Annotated in this window: 16 protein-coding genes; 8 read left to right on the top strand and 8 right to left on the bottom strand. The window is 69.6% G+C overall.

The features are described 5' to 3' along the window. Positions 1-5: 5 nt before the first annotated feature. Genes AC1VNX_RS32855 through AC1VNX_RS32830 form a run of 6 tightly spaced genes read right to left on the bottom strand, consistent with a single transcriptional unit; the run spans position 6 to position 5,622 of the window. Positions 6-1,166: an NAD(P)/FAD-dependent oxidoreductase gene (locus AC1VNX_RS32855; protein ID WP_483161689.1), complete on the bottom strand. Its 1,161-nt coding sequence runs from the start codon at positions 1,164-1,166 to the stop codon at positions 6-8. Further along, on the bottom strand, positions 1,163-2,590 hold the full coding sequence (locus AC1VNX_RS32850) for an FAD/NAD(P)-dependent oxidoreductase (RefSeq protein ID WP_483161688.1): 1,428 nt from the start codon (positions 2,588-2,590) through the stop codon (positions 1,163-1,165). The genes AC1VNX_RS32855 and AC1VNX_RS32850 overlap by 4 nt, the downstream gene beginning before the upstream one ends. Next, a complete protein-coding gene (locus AC1VNX_RS32845) occupies positions 2,587-2,892 on the bottom strand; it encodes a (2Fe-2S)-binding protein (protein ID WP_301503790.1) in 306 nt (101 codons plus the stop codon). The genes AC1VNX_RS32850 and AC1VNX_RS32845 overlap by 4 nt, the downstream gene beginning before the upstream one ends. Further along, complete coding sequence (locus AC1VNX_RS32840; RefSeq protein WP_483161687.1) at positions 2,893-3,687, bottom strand: ABC transporter permease; 795 nt, start codon at positions 3,685-3,687, stop codon at positions 2,893-2,895. Positions 3,688-3,691: 4 nt separating this feature from the next. Then, positions 3,692-4,552 (bottom strand): ABC transporter permease, encoded by an 861-nt coding sequence (locus tag AC1VNX_RS32835; protein WP_483161686.1) that lies wholly within the window; start codon positions 4,550-4,552, stop codon positions 3,692-3,694. Beyond that, the gene (locus AC1VNX_RS32830) at positions 4,549-5,622 is read right to left on the bottom strand and encodes an ABC transporter ATP-binding protein (protein WP_483161685.1); all 1,074 of its coding nucleotides are present in this window, start codon (positions 5,620-5,622) and stop codon (positions 4,549-4,551) included. Before AC1VNX_RS32830 ends, AC1VNX_RS32835 begins: the two co-directional genes overlap by 4 nt. A gap of 217 nt (positions 5,623-5,839) precedes the next feature. On the opposite strand from AC1VNX_RS32830, the gene AC1VNX_RS32825 reads away from it, so the two are divergent. The 6 genes from AC1VNX_RS32825 (at position 5,840) to AC1VNX_RS32800 (ending at position 12,984) form a co-directional block, all read left to right on the top strand. Further along, a complete protein-coding gene (locus tag AC1VNX_RS32825) occupies positions 5,840-6,730 on the top strand; it encodes an IclR family transcriptional regulator (RefSeq protein WP_483161684.1) in 891 nt (296 codons plus the stop codon). Positions 6,731-6,744: 14 nt separating this feature from the next. Beyond that, a complete protein-coding gene (locus AC1VNX_RS32820; protein WP_483161683.1) occupies positions 6,745-7,164 on the top strand; it encodes an MAPEG family protein in 420 nt (139 codons plus the stop codon). Positions 7,165-7,320: 156 nt separating this feature from the next. Further along, positions 7,321-8,859, top strand: a complete 1,539-nt coding sequence (amaB, locus tag AC1VNX_RS32815; RefSeq protein WP_483161682.1) for an L-piperidine-6-carboxylate dehydrogenase — start codon at positions 7,321-7,323, stop codon at positions 8,857-8,859. A gap of 172 nt (positions 8,860-9,031) precedes the next feature. Beyond that, a complete protein-coding gene (locus tag AC1VNX_RS32810) occupies positions 9,032-9,931 on the top strand; it encodes an amino acid ABC transporter substrate-binding protein (protein WP_483161681.1) in 900 nt (299 codons plus the stop codon). Then, entirely contained in the window at positions 9,928-11,157 is a 1,230-nt protein-coding gene (locus tag AC1VNX_RS32805; RefSeq protein WP_483161680.1) for a pyridoxal phosphate-dependent aminotransferase, read from the top strand. Before AC1VNX_RS32810 ends, AC1VNX_RS32805 begins: the two co-directional genes overlap by 4 nt. Before the next feature lie 156 nt (positions 11,158-11,313). Next, positions 11,314-12,984 carry a thiamine pyrophosphate-binding protein gene (locus tag AC1VNX_RS32800; RefSeq protein WP_483161679.1) on the top strand — a complete coding sequence of 557 codons (1,671 nt, stop codon included), beginning with the start codon at positions 11,314-11,316 and terminating at the stop codon, positions 12,982-12,984. Between the two features lie 208 nt (positions 12,985-13,192). Here the strand turns inward: AC1VNX_RS32800 and AC1VNX_RS32795 are convergent, their stop codons facing one another. Continuing rightward, complete coding sequence (locus AC1VNX_RS32795; RefSeq protein WP_019655447.1) at positions 13,193-13,498, bottom strand: hypothetical protein; 306 nt, start codon at positions 13,496-13,498, stop codon at positions 13,193-13,195. Between the two features lie 24 nt (positions 13,499-13,522). Further along, entirely contained in the window at positions 13,523-14,758 is a 1,236-nt protein-coding gene (locus AC1VNX_RS32790; RefSeq protein ID WP_483161678.1) for an ammonium transporter, read from the bottom strand. Positions 14,759-15,132: 374 nt separating this feature from the next. Here AC1VNX_RS32790 and AC1VNX_RS32785 point away from each other — a divergent pair, with 374 nt between their 5' ends. Next, the gene (locus AC1VNX_RS32785) at positions 15,133-15,891 is read left to right on the top strand and encodes a sulfite exporter TauE/SafE family protein (RefSeq protein WP_483161677.1); all 759 of its coding nucleotides are present in this window, start codon (positions 15,133-15,135) and stop codon (positions 15,889-15,891) included. 4 nt (positions 15,892-15,895) lie between these two features. Continuing rightward, positions 15,896-17,275 carry a chromate efflux transporter gene (gene chrA / locus AC1VNX_RS32780; RefSeq protein WP_483162059.1) on the top strand — a complete coding sequence of 460 codons (1,380 nt, stop codon included), beginning with the start codon at positions 15,896-15,898 and terminating at the stop codon, positions 17,273-17,275. Positions 17,276-17,350 lie beyond the last annotated feature (75 nt).

Genomic DNA, 17,350 nt, shown 5'->3' with positions numbered 1-17,350 from the left:
CAGGTTCAGGTGGGGGAAACGGTGAGGGACTCTTGCGCTTGCGTTTTTTCTTCGTCGAAGCGCCCGATGGCGAAGGCGTCGATGGGCGTTTCGGTGCGCCCGTCGCGCGCCAGCTCGGCCAGCACTTCGCCGGCAGCCGGGCCGATCTGGAAGCCGGCGCCCGCGAAGCCGAAGCCGTGGAACAGGCCGGGCGTGGTGAGGCTGGGCCCGAGCACCGGTTCGCGGTCGGGCAGATAGCCTTCGGTGCCGCCCCAGGTGCGGATGATGTGCGCATGGCGCAGCACCGGCAGCAGCTCCACCGCCTGAACCGCGAGCGCGGCGATGCCGTCGCGCTCGGCGCGCGAGCGTTCGGCATCGAGCGTGATGCCCGAGCCGCCGCCCAGCACGAGGTTGCCGCGCGCCACCTGCCGGCAGTAGATGCCGCCGCCTTCCACGCCAAGGCTCCACTTCATGAAGTGCGGCACCGGTTCGGTCACGGCCATCAGCGGGCTGCGCGCATACATCGGCGGCGTCTCGCCGAACTGGCTGGCGATGGCGCCGGCCCACGCGCCCGCGCAGTTGAGCAGCACCGGCGCCTGCACTTCCAGCGCATTGCCGCTGCGCACCATGAACGTGGCGCCGTCGTGCGCCACCTCGTCGACCTTGTGCCGCTCGAAGACCTGCGCGCCCGCGCGCCGCGCCGCCAGCGCGAAGGCCGGCGACACCAGGCGAGGATTGGCCTGCCCGTCTTCCGCGCACAGCGAGCCGCCCACTGCGCGCGTGCCCAGCCAGGGGCACTGCTCGCGAAGCCGCGCGCCGGAGATCAGCTCCAGGCCCAGGTCGAAGTCGCTGCTCAGTGCGCGGTAGCGCTCCAGCGAGGCCATGTCCGATTCGCTGCGCGCGATCTTGAAATGGCCCGAGCGGATGTATTCGCCGTCCGTGCCCAGCAGTTCGGAGAGCCCGCCCCAGATGCGGTGCGCGCGCTGCGCCAGCGGCAGCTGGCTCACCGGGCGTCCCTGGCGGCGCACGCCGCCGTAGTTCACGCCGCTGGAACGCGAGCCGCAGAGGTCGCGCTCCAGCAGCACCACGCCGACGCCCATGCGGCGCAGGGCCAGCGCGGCCGAGGAGCCGACGATGCCGCCGCCGACGATGGCGACGTCGGTGCGAAGCTTCCTGATCGAACTCATGGCGTGCCGCTCCCTTCTGCCGGTGCAGCAGGCACCAGCCGCAGCGGAATCGGCTTGATCGGCGCCTGCCCGCGCAGCCGGCCCACCTGCTGCAGCGGCTGCCGCGTCGCATGCGCAAGGATCTCGGCGGCCGCCGCGCCGCACATGCGGCCCTGGCAGCGGCCCATGCCGACACGCGACAGCGCCTTCAGGCGGTTCATCTCGTCGGCGCCGGTGTTGGCGATGGTCTGGCGCAGCGTGCCGGCGGTGACGTTCTCGCAGCGGCAGATGACAAGGTCGTCGCTCGCGTTCTCCGCCCAGTCCTGCGGCACCGGAAAGGCGCGCTCGAGGCCGCGGCGGAAGCCGGCGAGCTTGTCGAGCTTGCGTTCAAGCCCGGATGCGCGCGCCGTGTCGATGGCGATGCCGGCGTCTTGCAGCAGCGCCAGCGCCGCGCGCTCGCCCGCCCACTCGGCCGCGTCCGCGCCCATGATGCCGGCGCCGTCGCCCGCAAGGTACACGCCCTGCACGCTGGAGCGCCCCGCCGCGTCGCACACCGGCAGGTGCGCGCGGTGCAGCGGCGCGTAGTCGAAGCGGCAGCCGAGCAGGTCGGCCAGCTGCGTCTCGGAGCGCAGCGCGTAGCCGAAGCCGACTGCGTCGCAGTCCAGCGTGCGCTCGTTGTTTCCGTCATGCCAGGCCACGCCGGTGACGCGGCCCTGCGCCTCGTCGCCGAGCACGCGCAGCGGACGCACGCCGCCATGCAGTGCAACGCCGTGCGCGCGCAGCCAGCCCACGTAGTACATGCCCTTGGCGAGCACGACGGGCTGCGCCAGCATCGCGGGTGCGGCGGCGATCTGGTCGGCCAGGCGCGCCGTGTCGAGCACCGCCACCACGTCCACGCCGGCCTTCGCATATTGATAGGCCACCAGGTACAGCAGCGGCCCGGTGCCCATGAACACCACGCGCCGCCCGATGGCGCAGCCCTGGTACTTGAGCGCCACCTGCGCGCCGCCCAGCGTGTAGACGCCGGGCAGCGTCCAGCCCGGCAGCGGCAGCACGCGGTCGGTGGCGCCCGTCGCGACGATCAGGTGGCTGTAGGGCACGCGGCGGTTGCTGTGCGTGGGGTTGTGCATCACGTCGAGCGCCTGGTCCTGTGCGTTCCAGGCGAGGCTGTCGGCGTGATGCTCGATGCGGCCCTGCAGTGCGTCGAAGGCCGTGTGCACCGCGTCGGCGCGCTTCGATTCGAAGCCGTAGAGCGTCTGCTTGTCGCGAGCGGCCAGGGTGGGAGGAGGGCGGCGGTAGATCTGGCCGCCGGCGCGCGAGGCCTCGTCGATCACCACCGGCCTCAGGCCGTGCGCCGCCAGCGTCTGCGCGGCGCGCACGCCGGCCGGGCCCGCGCCGACGATCACCGGGCGGACTTCGCTCGTTGCTGTCGGTGTTGCGGTCATGCGCCGTCCCTTCCGGTGACCAGCGCCATGCCCGGCGCGATGAAGGTCGAGCAGGCGCGAAAGCGCTCGCCCTCGTCGGTGGAAATCCAGCAGTCCTGGCAGGCGCCCATCATGCAGAAGCCCGCGCGCGGCAGGCCGCTGAACTCGTTGCGGCGCAGCTGGCCGCATTGCGTGAGCACGGCGGTCAGCACGGTGTCGCCGGCCAATGCGCTCGCGGGTTCGCCGTCGAGGGTGAAAGGCACGCTCTCGCGGCCGGCCGTCTCGGCCACGCGGTGCAGCAATGCGGGAGTCTTCATGGTCATCTATCTGCGTCCCACCAGCACGCGGTCGAGTCCGTAGACGCGGTCGAGCACCACCATCGCGAAGGCCGTCACCGCCACCATCAGCGCCGACACGGCGGCCATCAGCGGGTCGATGGACTCCGTCGCATACATGTACATGCGCACCGGCAGCGTCACCGTGCTCGGCGAGGTGACGAAGATGGACATCGTCACTTCGTCGAAGCTGTTGATGAAGGACAGCATCCAGCCGCCGGTGACGCCCGGCAGAATCATCGGCAGCGTGATGCGCCGGAACACCGTGGCCTGGCTCGCGCCCAGCGAGAGCGCGGCCTGCTCGGCGCTGCGGTCGAAGCCCACCAGCGCCGCCACCACCAGCCGCAGCGTGTAGGGCGTGACGATGAGCGCGTGCGCCAGCACCAGCCAGGCGAAGCTGCCCGTGCCGCCCACCAGCGAGAAGAGGCGAAGCAGCGCCACGCCCAGCACCAGGTGCGGCACGATCAGCGGCGAGAGGAACAGGCCGTTGAGGAAGTCGCGCCCCGGAAACTCGTAGCGCGTGATCGCCATGCCGGCCGGCACCGCGAGCAGCGTCGCAATGGTGGCCGAGCTCAGCGCGAGCCACAGGCTGTTCCAGAACGACTGCATGAAGTCGGGGTGCGCGAACACCGCCTCGAACCAGCGCAGCGAGAAATGCGTGGTCGGGATGGTCAGCGTGTTCTCGGGCGTGAACGCCACGATGCACACCACCGCCAGCGGCGCCAGCATGAAGACGATGACCAGCGCGTTGAACGCGAGGGCGATGGGGCCGTTTCTGCTCATCGGTTCACCCCAGCGCTTTCTTGTAGCGGCCTTCGACGAGGCGGTTGTAGCTGAGCATCACCGCGAGATTGGCCACCAGCAGCACCAGCGCTACCGCCGCACCCAGCGGCCAGTTGAGCTCGCTGAGGTATTCGTCGTAGACGATGGTCGCGACCATCTTCAGCCGGCGTCCGCCCAGCAGCCCCGGAATGGCGAAGGAGCTCGCCGCCAGCCCGAACACGATCAGGCTGCCCGAGAGAATGCCCGGCATCACCTGCGGCAGCACGATGCGCCGCAGCGTGGTGAAGGGCGTGGCGTTGAGCGACAGCGCCGCGTTCTCCACGCCCGGGTCCAGCTTCTGCAGCGAGGTCCACACCGGAATCACCATGAAGGGCAGCATCACGTGCACCAGCGCGATGACCACGGCAGCGCTGGTGTAGAGGATCTTCACCGGCCCGATGCCCACGAGCTGCAGCAGCGCGTTCACCGCGCCCTCGGGGCCCAGCAGCATGCTCCAGCCGAAGGCCCGCACCACCACCGACACCAGCAGCGGCGCCAGCACCACCAGCAGCAGCACCGACCGCCACGGGTTGCGCATGCGGCTGAGCACATAGGCCTCGGGCGCGCCGACGAGCACGCAGATCAGCGTGACCAGGGCCGAGACCCAGAAGGTGCGCCAGAAGATACCGAGGTAGTACGAATCGGAGAACACCAGCGCGTAGTGCTCGAGCGTGAATTCGCCCGACTTGGGGCCGGTGGCCGGGTCGTACACGTTGAACGACAGCACGGCGGTGAGCCCGAGCGGCACCACCAGAAGAACCGTGAACAGCAGCAGCGCCGGGCCGGAGAGCCACCATGGCGTGGCCTTGCTCTTCGAGCTGCTCATGCCGCGACAGCCTTTTCATCGGCCGGCAGCAGCCGCATGCAGTGCGCCGGCCAGTCGATGCCGGTGCGGCTGCCTTCCGCGAGCGCCTCGCGCCCGTCGTTGGGGCTCAGCACCATGAGCTCGCCCACCGGGGTCGCCACGCGGTAGAGCCACTGGCTGCCGAGGAAGAAGCGCTCCTGCACCTCGCCGTCGATGCGGCCGCTGCCCGGCGGCACCAGCTGCAGCTTCTCGGGCCGCACGCTCAGCAGCGCGGCGGCGTCGACATTGAAGCCGGTGTCGTCCACGTCGAGCGAGAGCGCGCCGACTTCCACGCAGGTGCGCCCGGCACCGCCGCCGGATACGCGGCAGTCCAGCAGGTTGGCCTTGCCCACGAAGGTGGAGATGAAGCGCGTGCTCGGGTGCTCGTACACGCGCTGCGGATGGTCGATCTGCGTGGCGCGGCCGGCTTCCATCACCACCACGCGGTCGCTGATCGACATGGCCTCGCTCTGGTCGTGCGTGACCATCACCGTGGTGGTGCCGACCTTGCGCTGGATCTGGCGCAGCTCGAACTGCATCTCCTCGCGCAGCTTGGCGTCGAGGTTGGACAGCGGCTCGTCCAGCAGCAGCACCGGCGGCTCGATCACCAACGCGCGCGCCAGCGCCACGCGCTGCCGCTGGCCGCCCGAAAGCTCGCGCGGGTAGCGCCCCGCGTGCTGGTCCAGATGCACCAGCGCCAGCGCCTGCTTCACGCGCTCGATGCGCTCGACCTTCGGCATCTTGCGCATCTCCAGGCCGAAGCTCACGTTGTCGGCCACCGTCATGTGCGGGAAGAGGGCATAGGTCTGGAACACGATGCCCAGCCCGCGCGTGTTGGCCTTGGCGTGCGTGATGTCCTTGCCCGCGAGTTCGATGCGGCCGCTGCTCACCGCCTCGAAGCCCGCGATCATCTGCAGCGTGGTCGTCTTGCCGCAGCCCGAGGGACCGAGCAGCGAGACGAACTCGCCCTTTTCCACCGAGAGATTCATGGCCGACACCGCGCGGGTGGCGCCATAGAACTTGGTCACGTCGGTGAGCCGTAGGAATGACATGGAGCGGGCCTTTCTTCGGGGGCGAAAAGATGGCTTTAGGCACCTTGCTTCGGCTTGGTGCAGGCCATGGACAGCTTGCTGCTTTCAATTCACTCTATTGCAACGATTGCGCCAGATCGCCTCGGGTATTCCATTAATCAGAATATTTCTTCAAACTATTCCGTTGAATGGAATATGATGGCCGCGACTGATGAATCGGATTCCACAGGAGGAAGGTATGGCGAGCACTTCGGCGAACACCCCGGCCGGCGCAGGGGCGGGCGCGGCGGCCAGCGGCGGCGTGCCGCGCGTCTTTTCGGTGATCCGCGCGCTCGCAGCGGTGCAGGCCGAGGGCGGCCGCGTGACCCAGATCGCACGTTCCGTGGGCCTCACCCAGGCCACCACGCACCGGCTGCTGCAGTCGCTCATGGCCGAAGGCATGGTCGAGCAGGACGAGCGCAGCAAGCTCTACCGCCTGAGCATCGATTTCTTCGCGCTGGCGGCCAGCGCGGGCAACCCCGGCGACCTGCGCTCCATCTGCCGGCCCGTGCTGCTGCGCCTGTGCGCGAGCCTCGGTGACAGCATCTTTCTATTGGCGCGCAGCGGCTTCGACGCCGTGTGCCTCGACAGGAGCGAAGGCCCCTTTCCCATCCGCTCCTTCACCGGCGATATCGGCGGGCGCATCGCCCTGGGCGTGGGGCAGGGCGCGCTCGCGATCCTCGCCTTCCTGCCGGAGGCCGAGCGCGAGGAGGTGATCCGCTTCAACCTGTCGCGCGTGCGCGAATACGGCGTGTACGACGAGGTCTACCTGCGCACCGAGATCGAGCGCGTGCGTCAGGCCGGCTACGCGGGCCGCAACACCGGCCTGCTCGAAGGCATGGCCGGCGTGGCCGTGCCCATCCTCGACCGCGAAGGCCGCGCCGTGGCGGCGCTGAGCGTGGGCACGATCGCCGACCGGCTCAATGCCGACCGCATGCCGACGGTGGTGGAGCTGCTGAAACGCGAGGCGGCGGCGATCGGGCCGAGGATCAATCCCTTCGATGCGACGCTGAGGCGGCCGGCGCAGAGCCTGGCGGGGTCGCCTGCGGGGCAGAAGATTCCGTTGCCCGAAGCGCCCGGACCGGGCTGAGCAAGGAGCCGACCATGAACAACCCCTCGATCCTCTACCCCGTCTTCGCCCTCGCGGCTCTCACCGGCCTGGTGCTGCTGCTCATCCCCTTCACGCGCGTGCGCGCCGTGCTGCGGCGCGAGATCCGGGCGGCGGATTTCAGGCTGGGCGAGTCGGCTGCGGTGCCGGACGCGGTGCGCATACCCAACCGCAACTACATGAACCTGCTGGAGCTGCCGGTGCTGTTCTACGTGGTGTGCCTGGTCTTCTACGTGGCGGCGCAGCCGACGCCCGCGGCGGTCTGGCTGGCCTGGGCCTATGTGGGGCTGCGGGCTCTGCACAGCGTGGTGCACCTGACCTACAACCACGTGCTGCACCGGCTGGGCGTGTTCGCGGCGAGCAATGTGGTGCTGGTAACACTGTGGGTCCTGGCGGCGACCCGGCTTGTGCGTTAGCCGCACGTCGAAGCGCTCAGATCCTTCCTGAAACGCATCAGGTCCTTCCATATTTTCATTAGGCAATCGCGCGGGATTCGCTGATATTGGCCGGATCAGGCCTCCCGTTGCCTTCCCGTTTTCTTCCCGTCCTTCATCTGCCCCCGGAGCGCGTCCATGTCCGAAGCCCAAACCTCCCTTCCCGTCGCCACCGAAGTCGAACAGCTGCTGCAGCGCCTGGGTGTGCCCCGCGCGGCCCACACCGGCGGCGAGCTGACGGTGCGTTCGCCCGTCAGCGGCGAGGTGGTGGCGCAGGTGCCGCAGACCTCGCCGGCCGAGGCGACGGCGGTGATCGGCCGCGCGCACGAAGCCTTCAAGGCCTGGCGCAACGTGCCGGCGCCGCGCCGCGGCGAGCTGGTTCGGCTGCTGGGCGAGGAGCTGCGTGCCGCCAAGGGCGACCTGGGCCGCCTCGTGACGCTGGAGGCCGGCAAGATTCCGTCCGAGGGCGCGGGCGAGGTGCAGGAAATGATCGACATCTGCGACTTCGCGGTCGGCCTCTCACGCCAGATCTACGGCCTCACCCTGGCCACCGAGCGCGCCGAGCACCGCATGATGGAAACCTGGCATCCGCTGGGCGTGTGCGGCGTGATCTCGGCCTTCAACTTCCCGGTGGCCGTGTGGTCGTGGAACGCGGCGCTGGCGCTGGTGTGCGGCGATCCGGTGGTGTGGAAGCCTTCCGAAAAAACGCCGCTGACCGCGCTGGCCGTGCATGCCATCGCGCAGCGCGCCATCGAGCGCTTCGGCGACGCGCCCGAGGGCCTGCTGGGCCTGCTGCTGGGCCAGCGCGACATCGGCGAGGTGCTGGTGGACGATCACCGCGTGCCCGTTCTCTCGGCCACCGGCTCGACCGCCATGGGCCGCCAGGTGGGCCCGAAGCTGGCCGCGCGCTTCGCCCGCGCGATCCTCGAACTCGGCGGCAACAACGCCGCCATCGTCACGCCCTCGGCCGACCTCGACCTCGCGCTGCGCGGCATCGCCTTCGCGGCCATGGGCACGGCCGGCCAGCGCTGCACCACGCTGCGCCGCCTGTTCGTGCACGAGAGCATCTACGACGCGCTGGTGCCCAAGCTCGCGAGGGTCTACGGCAACGTGCAGGTGGGCGATCCGCGCGAGGCCGGCACGCTGGTCGGTCCGCTGATCGACCGCGCCGCCTTCGACGGCATGCAGAAGGCGCTCGGCGAAAGCCGCGAGGCCGGTGCCACGGTGCACGGCGGCCAGCGCGTGGACGGCATCGGCACGAAGGACGCGTATTACGTGCGCCCGGCGCTGGTCGAGCTGAAGTCGCATGACGGCCCGGTGCTGCGCGAGACTTTCGCGCCCATCCTCTACGTGGTGCGCTACAGCACGCTCGACGAGGCCATCGAGTGGCACAACGCGGTGGGCGCGGGGCTGTCGTCGTCGATCTTCACGCTGAACATGCGCGAGGCCGAGCGCTTCATGTCGAGCTCGGGCTCCGACTGCGGCATCGCCAACGTCAACATCGGCCCGAGCGGTGCCGAGATCGGCGGCGCCTTCGGCGGCGAGAAGGAAACCGGCGGCGGCCGCGAAGCCGGCTCCGACAGCTGGAAGGCGTACATGCGCCGAGCCACCAACACCATCAACTACTCGACCGCCCTGCCGCTCGCGCAAGGCGTGACCTTCGACATCGGGGACTAGGACTCTCCCCCAGGCTTCGCGCACTTCGTGTCGCTACGCCAACCCCCTCACCCGGGGGCGACATCAGCGGCCCGGCAAAGCCGGTTCCGCGATGTCTCGCGAAAGGACCGTGGGAGGTTCAAGGACAGCCTTCGCCTTCCATATCAAGAACAACCACCAGGAGACAGAGAACATGAACATCGCCTTCAAGACCATTGCCGCGGCCGCGCTGATCGCGCTTTCTTTCGGCGCCGCCGCGCAGACCACCGCCGGCGGCACGCTCGACAAGATCAAGTCCAGCGGCAAGGTGGTGCTCGGCGTGCGCGAAGCCTCGCCGCCCATGGCCTATATGCTGGGCGCGGGCGAGAAGTACGTGGGCTACCACGTCGAGCTGTGCGAGCGCGTGCTGAAGGACATCGCGCCGCAGGCGAAGCTCGAATACATGGCCGTGACCGCGCAGAACACCATCCCGCTGGTGCAGAACGGCACGCTCGACATCGGCTGCGGCCCCACCACCAACAACACGGCGCGTCAGCAGCAGGTGGCCTTCGCGCTCACCACCTACGTGAGCGAGGTGCGCATGGCCACCAAGGTCGACTCGGGCATCACCAATCTCGACCAGCTCGCGGGCCGCAACGTGTCGGCCTCCACCGGCACCACCGCGGTGCAGCTGCTGCGCAAGCGCGAGCGCGCGCAGAACGTCTCGTACAACACCATGCTCGGCAAGGACCACCTGGAGAGCTTCCTGCTGATGGAGTCGGGCCGCGCCGATGCCTTCGTGCTCGACGACAACCTGCTGGCCGGGATCATCGCGAACTCCAAGAACCCCTCGGCTTACCGCATCGTGGGCGAGCCGCTGGGCTCGGAGCCGATCGCGCTGCTGTTCCGCAAGGACGACCCCGCCTTCAAGGCGGCGGTGGACGACTCGCTGCGCCGCATGATGAAGAGCGGCGAGCTCGAGAAGATCTACGGCAAGTGGTTCGTCGCGGCCATCCCGCCGAAGAACACCAGCCTGAACCTGCCGATGAGCGCGACGCTGAAGCAGCTCATCGCCGAGCCCAACGACAAGCCGCTGGAGGCCTACGCCAAGTGACAGCAGACACCGCCGCCCCAACCGTGTTCCAGCCCGCGCAGCGCGTGCGCGCCATCGGCGTCTCGGAGATCCTGCGCATCACCGACCACGCCAACGCGCTCAAGCGCGCTGGCCGTCCGGTGATCGTGCTGGGCGCGGGCGAGCCCGACTTCGACACGCCGCAGAACGTGCGCGATGCGGCCGTGCGCGCCATCGGCCGGGGCGATACGCGCTACACCGTGCTCGACGGCAGCCCGGCGATGAAGGCGGCGGTGCAGCTCAAGTTCAAGCGCGACAACGCGCTCGACTTCGCGCTCGACGAGATCAGCGTGAGCGCCGGCGCCAAGCAGGTGATCTTCAACGCGCTGATGGCCAGCCTGGATGCGGGCGACGAAGTCATCCTGCCCGCGCCGTACTGGACTTCGTATGCCGACATCGTGCAGGTCTGCGGCGGCGTGCCGGTGCCAGTGGCCTGCACCGAGGCGAACGGCTTCAGGCTCGACGCCGCGCAGCTGGAGGCGGCCATCACGCCGCGCACGCGCTGGCTCTTCCTGAACTCGCCCTCGAACCCGAGCGGCGCGGCCTACGGCGCGGCGCAGCTCGAGCCGCTGTGCGATGTGCTGCTGCGCCATCCGCAGGTCTGGGTGCTGGCGGACGACATCTACGAACACATCCTCTACGACGGACTGGCCTTCGCCACGCCGGTGGCGGTGGAGCCGCGCCTGCGCGAGCGCACGCTGACGGTGAACGGCGTGTCCAAGGCCTATGCGATGACCGGCTGGCGCGTGGGCTACGGCGCGGGGCCGCGTGCCCTGATTGCAGCAATGGCGGTGGTGCAGAGCCAGACCACGTCGTGCCCCTCGTCGATCAGCCAGGCAGCAGCCATCGAGGCGCTGACCGGGCCGCAGGACATCGTGGCCGAGCGCTGCGCCGACTTCCAGGCGCGGCGCGACTTCGTGGTCGCCGCGCTGAACCGCGCGCCGGGGCTGCGCTGCCGCGTGCCCGAGGGCGCGTTCTACACATTCGCGAGCTGCGCGGACGTGCTCGGCAGGCGCACGCGCGGCGGCGCGCTGCTGCGCAGCGACAGCGACTTCTGCCGCTACCTGCTGCAGGACTTCGAGGTGGCGGTGGTGCCGGGCAGCGTGTTCGGGCTGGCGCCGTACTTCCGCATCTCGTACGCGACTTCGATGGCGCAGCTGCAGGAGGCCTGCGAGCGCATCGCTGCCGCGTGCCAAGCCCTCGAATGACTTCGACTTTCTCCCTCCCCCGCTGGGGGAGGGCAGGGGTGGGGGCAGACGGCGCATCCATTGCCGTCGGCCCAACCTGCGCCGCTTGCCCCCATCCCGGCCTTCCCCCAGAGGGGAAGGAGCGATACCCGATACCTTCATCTCCCAGGAAACAGCATGACTTCACCCCGCACCGGCGGCCAGATCCTGGTCGACCAGCTCGTCACCCACGGCGTCGAGCAGCTCTTCTGCGTGCCCGGCGAGAGCTTTCTCGCCGTGCTCGACGCGCTGCACGACGCATCCATCGACGTGACCGTGTGCCGCCAGGAAGGCGGCGCGACGATGATGGCCGAGGCGCAGGGCAAGCTCACCGGCAGGCCGGGCGTGTGCTTCGTCACGCGCGGGCCGGGCGCCACCAATGCGTCGGCAGGCGTGCACATCGCGCACCAGGATTCGACGCCGCTGCTGCTCTTCGTCGGCCAGGTCGCGCGCGACGCGATGGGCCGCGAGGCCTTCCAGGAGCTGGATTACGGCGCGGTGTTCGGCACCATGGCCAAGTGGGTGGTGCAGATCGACGACCCGGCGCGCGTGCCCGAGCTGGTGTCGCGCGCCTTCCATGTCGCGACCTCGGGCCGCCCCGGTCCGGTGGTGATCGCGCTGCCGGAAGACATGCTGACCGAGGCCGCGACGGTGGCCGATGCGCAGCCCTACGCCGTCACCGAGACCCATCCCGGCGCGGCGCAGCTCGCCGAGCTGCAGCAACGCCTGTCGCAGGCGCAGCGGCCGGTGGTCATCGTGGGCGGCAGCCGCTGGTCGGAGAAGGCGGCGCGGCAGGTCGCGGACTTCGCGGCGGCGTTCTCGCTGCCCGTGTACTGCTCGTTCCGCCGCCAGATGCTGATGTCGGCCGATCACCCCTGCTACGCGGGCGACCTCGGGCTGGGCGTCAATCCGAAGATGCTGGAGCGCATCCGCAATGCCGACCTGATCCTGCTGGTTGGCGGGCGCCTGTCGGAGGTGCCTTCGCAGGGCTACGAGCTGCTGTCCATTCCGCAGCCGAAGCAGGCGCTGGTGCACGTGCATGCCGACGCCGACGAACTCGGCAAGCTGTATCGACCGGCGCTGGGCATCCATGCCACGCCCCAGGCATTCGTCGAGGCCGTGTCCACGTTGCGCCCCACGCAGGCTCCGGCCTGGGCGGCGGAAACGAAGACCGCGCGCGAAGACTTCCTGCGCTGGAGCGACCCGGCGCCCATCCGCATTCCGGGCGCGCTGCAGATGGGCGAGGTCATGCAGCACCTGCGCGAGGTGCTGCCGGCCGACACCATCTTCTGCAACGGCGCGGGCAACTTCGCCACCTGGGTGCACCGCTTCTGGCCGTTCCGCGCGTACGCGAGCCAGCTTGCGCCCACCAGCGGCTCGATGGGCTACGGCCTGCCGGCCGGCGTCGGCGCCAAGCGCCTGTGGCCGCAGCGCGAGGTGGTGGTGTTCGCGGGCGACGGCGACTTCATGATGCACGGCCAGGAGTTCGCCACCGCCGTGCAGTACGGCCTGCCGATCATCGTGGTGCTGCTGGACAACGCCATGTACGGCACCATCCGCATGCACCAGGAAAGGCACTACCCCGGCCGCGTCAGCGCCACGCAGCTGAAGAATCCGGACTTCCGCGGTTACGCCGAAGTGTTCGGCGGGCACGGCGAGCGCGTGGAGAGCACCGGAGAGTTCGGCCCCGCGCTGGCCCGCGCGCGCGCCAGCGGCAAGCCGGCGATCCTGCACTGCCTGCTGGACCCGGAGGCCATCACGCCGGGCAGCACGCTGCAGTCGATCCGAAAGGCCGCACTCGGGAACTGAGCGCTCCCCCAGGCTGCGCGCACTTCGTGTCGCTTCGCCAACCCCCTCGCCGGGGGCGACACCTGCGGCCCGGCGAAGCCGGTTCCGCGACGACCAGGTTCTCCCCCAAGCTTCGCGCACTTCGTGTCGCTTCGCCATCCCCCTTCCGGGGGCGACACCTGCGGCCCGGCGAAGCCGGTTCCGCGGTGTCCCGCGAACTGGACGCCCTTCAGCGCAGGCCGCCGACGTATCGGGGTGGGGGCGTTGGCGGCTGGCCGTCGGGCTGCCGTGCCGCCAGCCGCGCGGCGCGCGCCAGCGGTTCCATCGCCTGCTCCAGCCGGGTGGCCAGCAGGTAGAGCTCCTCGTCCTTGGTGTCGGCCGCGTGCGCGCGCGTCATGCGCACGATCTCGGCGGCGTACTCGGCGTTGGTCGCCATCCATTCGGTGTCGGTCACGCGCCCATGCTTTCGCCGCAGTGCCACGTGAAGGCGGGCGGCAAGGGCGATGCGTTCGCTTTCGGACATGGATGGCGACATGGCGTATTCCTCCGTCGGTGGGTGTCAGCTCCCGATGTGTTCCTTGTGCTGTGCAAGATCGAGGCCCAGCAGCTCGCTGTCGGCGTCCACGCGCAGGCCGACCATGACGTGCACCAGGAACAGCACCACCGCCGTTCCCGTCGCACTGAAGATCGCCACGCTGCCGACGGCGATCGCCTGCGTCAGCACGTCGCCCGTGGCGCCCGATATGCGTGCGTCGGCGAATACGCCGGTGAGCAGCGCGCCGACGATGCCGCCGATGCCGTGCACGCCGAACACGTCGAGCGAGTCGTCCGCACCCAGCAGGTGCTTCAGGCCGGTGGCGCCCCAGTAGCAGGCCAGCCCCGCGATGGCGCCGATGGCCAGCGCGGCCGGCGGCGTGACGAAGCCGGCCGCGGGCGTGATGGCCACCAGCCCGGCCACCAGGCCCGAGCACAGGCCCAGCAGCGAGGGGCTGCGCCGCACGATCCATTCGCCGACCATCCAGCTCATGGCGCCGGCGGCGGCCGCGATGTGCGTCACCAGCATGGCCAGGCCCGCGCGCCCGTCGGCCGCCACCGCCGAGCCCGCATTGAAGCCGAACCAGCCCACCCACAGCAGGCCCGCGCCGGTCATGGTGAGCGCCAGGCTGTAGGGCTCGAAGGCCTCGCGTCCGTAGCCCTTGCGCGGGCCGAGGGCGTAGGCGCACACGAGCCCGGCGATGCCGGCGTTGACGTGCACCACCGAGCCGCCGGCGAAGTCGAGTGCGCCCATCTGGGCGAGCCAGCCGCCCGGCTCCCACACCCAGTGCGCGATGGGCGCATACACCAGCACGCTCCACAGCAGCGCGAACCACAGGATCGCCGAGAAGCGCATGCGCTCGACGAAGGCGCCGAGCACCAGCGCGGTGGTGATGATCGCGAAGGTCAGCTGGAACATCGCGTAGACCGTCTCGGGCACGTTGGGCGCCACGTGGCTCACGGCGAGCTGGCCGGCCTCCTTCAGATAGTCGAAGCCCGAGAACCAGAGGCGGCCGGTGCCACCGAGCCAGGGCCAGCCCTCGGTGAAGGCCAGCGAGTAGCCGGCCGTGAACCAGGTCAGCGAGACGGCAGCGGCGATCGCCACCACCGCCGCCATGGTGGCCAGCACGTTCTTGCGGCGCACCATGCCGGCATAGAAGAGGGCGATGCCGGGCAGCGTCATCAGCAGCACCAGCGCGGTCGAGGTCATCATCCAGGCGGTGTCTGCCGCGCTGATGGAGGCTTGTGGTGCCAGGGCCATGGCTGTTCTTCTTCTTCAAGTGATGGACCACCGGGCCGCGTGCACAAGTCGTGCCACGTCGTTAACTATCAGAAACACTTTGGTTTGCAAATCGGGCTTCCCGCGTAAGGCAAAGCGGGTAATTCCCTATGCACTGAGGCGGTGCGTGCCCCTAAAGTCTGCGCACTCGCGAACGGGCCCTGCTCGTATGCCGAGGGTCCGAGGAGACAATCCCCCCTAGCAACAATAAAAATCTTCAAAGGCTCCGTACGAGATGCCTGGTTCGACTTTGGAAGGCGCCGCTGGTCGGCGCCTTTTTATTTGTGCGAACACTTGAAGCGCCGGCCTCCGCAGCTACTTTTTCGATAGCACCGGGGTGAGACAATCCACCCCCTATGGAAATGCTGGTGGTGACGGGCGCCTCTTTGCTCGCGGGTTTTGTCGATTCGATCGTGGGCGGAGGCGGGCTGATCCTGGTGCCTGCGCTGTTCGCCGTTTTCCCGGGCGCACCGCCCGCGACCCTGCTGGGCACCAACAAGAGTGCGTCCATCTGGGGCACGGCCGCCGCCGCGGCCCAGTTCAGCCAGAGGGTGCAGATGCGCTGGGGCGCCCTGTGGCCGGCCGCGCTGCTCGGCTTTGCCGGCTCGATGCTGGGCGCCTGGGGCGTCACCATGTTCCCGGGCGATTTCCTGCGCAAGGCGCTGCCGCTCATCCTGCTGGGCGTGCTGCTCTACACGCTCGCGCGCAAGGACATGGGCCGCACGCACGCGCCGCGCTTCACCGGCCGTGCCGAGACGCTGGCGGCCTGCACCATCGGCCTGTCGATCGGCATGTACGACGGCTTCTTCGGGCCGGGCGCGGGCAGCTTCCTCGTGTTCCTCTTCGTGCGCTGGATGGGCTACGACTTCCTCAACGCATCCGCCTCGGCCAAGATCATCAACACGCTGACCAACGCGGCCGCGCTGATCCTGCTGGCGGCCAAGGGCCACGTCTGGTGGCACTACGGCCTGGTGATGGCGGTGGCCAACGTGGCCGGCAGCGTGCTGGGCACGCGGGTTGCGCTGAAGCACGGCGCGGGCTTCGTGCGGGTGGTGTTCATCGTGGTGGTGAGCGCGCTCATACTGAAGACCGCCTACGACGCATTCCTGAAATAGCGCAATACGAAAGTCGCCCGATGCCCTCCCCCAAGATCCCGTCGAGCGGCCCGTTCCCGTCAGCTTCTGGCAGGCTTTCGCCTACTGGCTCAAGCTGGGCTTCATCAGCTTCGGCGGGCCGGCCGGGCAGATCGCGCTGATGCACCAGGAACTGGTGGAGCGCAGGCGCTGGATATCGGAGAAGCGATTTCTCCACGCGCTCAACTACTGCATGCTGCTGCCCGGCCCCGAGGCCCAGCAGCTCGCCACCTACATCGGCTGGCTCATGCACCGCACCTGGGGCGGCATCGCTGCGGGGGTGCTGTTCGTGCTGCCTTCGCTCTTCATCCTGATCGCGCTGTCGTGGGTCTACATGGCCTACGGGCAGGTGCCGGCGGTGGCGGGGCTGCTGTACGGCGTGAAGCCGGCGGTCACGGCCATCGTGCTGTTCGCGGCCTGGCGCATCGGCTCGCGGGTGCTGAAGAACGCATGGCTCTGGACGATCGCGGCGGCGGCCTTCGTGGCGATCTTCGCGCTGGGCGTGCCCTTTCCGCTGATCGTGCTGGTGGCCGGGGCCGTCGGCTATTTCGGCAGCCGGGTGGCGCCGGAGCGCTTCGCGCCCGGCGGCGGGCATGGCGCGGCAGCGGCTTCCGCCGGCCCGGCGCTGATCGACGACGACACGCCGGCACCCGCGCACGCGCGCTTCGGCTGGGGCCGCTTCTGGCGCGTGCTGGGCGTGTTCCTCGCGCTGTGGCTGGGCGCCATCGGCGCGCTCACCGCGCTCTACGGCTGGCACGGCACGCTCACGCAGATGGGCTGGTTCTTCACCAAGGCCGCGCTGCTGACCTTCGGCGGCGCCTACGCGGTGCTGCCCTACGTGTTCCAGGGCGCGGTCGACCACTACGGCTGGCTGGGCGCCACGCAGATGATCGACGGCCTCGCGCTGGGCGAGACCACGCCGGGGCCGCTGATCATGGTGGTGTCCTTCGTGGGCTTCGTCGGCGGCTGGAACCAGGCGCTCTTCGGCGGCAATTCGCTCTTCGTCGCGGGCGCGGTGGCGGCGACGGTGGTGAGCTTCTTCACCTTCCTGCCTTCCTTCCTGTTCATCCTGCTCGGCGGCCCGTTCATCGAATCCACGCACGGCAACCTGAAGCTCACCGCGCCGCTCACGGCCATCACGGCGGCGGTGGTGGGCGTGATCGTCAACCTGGCGGTGTTCTTCGCCTGGCACGTGCTGTGGCCCAAGGGAGCCGGCGGCGGCTTCGACGCGGCATCGGCGGCGATCGGGCTGATCGCCGCCGTGGCGCTGTTCCGCTTCAAGGCCGGGGTGATTCCGGTGGTGCTCGGGGCGGCCCTGCTGGGGCTGGCGTGGCAGCTGTTGCTGCTGCCTTTGCTGCAACACTGAACTTTTCGTGGAACACCGCGGAACCGGCTTTGCCGGGCCGCAGGTGTTGCCCCCGGAAGGGGTTGGCGCAGCGAC

This window comes from Variovorax sp. TLI9-5A (assembly GCF_056867935.1).
The sequence above is the reverse complement of the archived record's forward strand: the minus strand, read 5'-3'. Positions and strand labels throughout refer to the sequence as shown.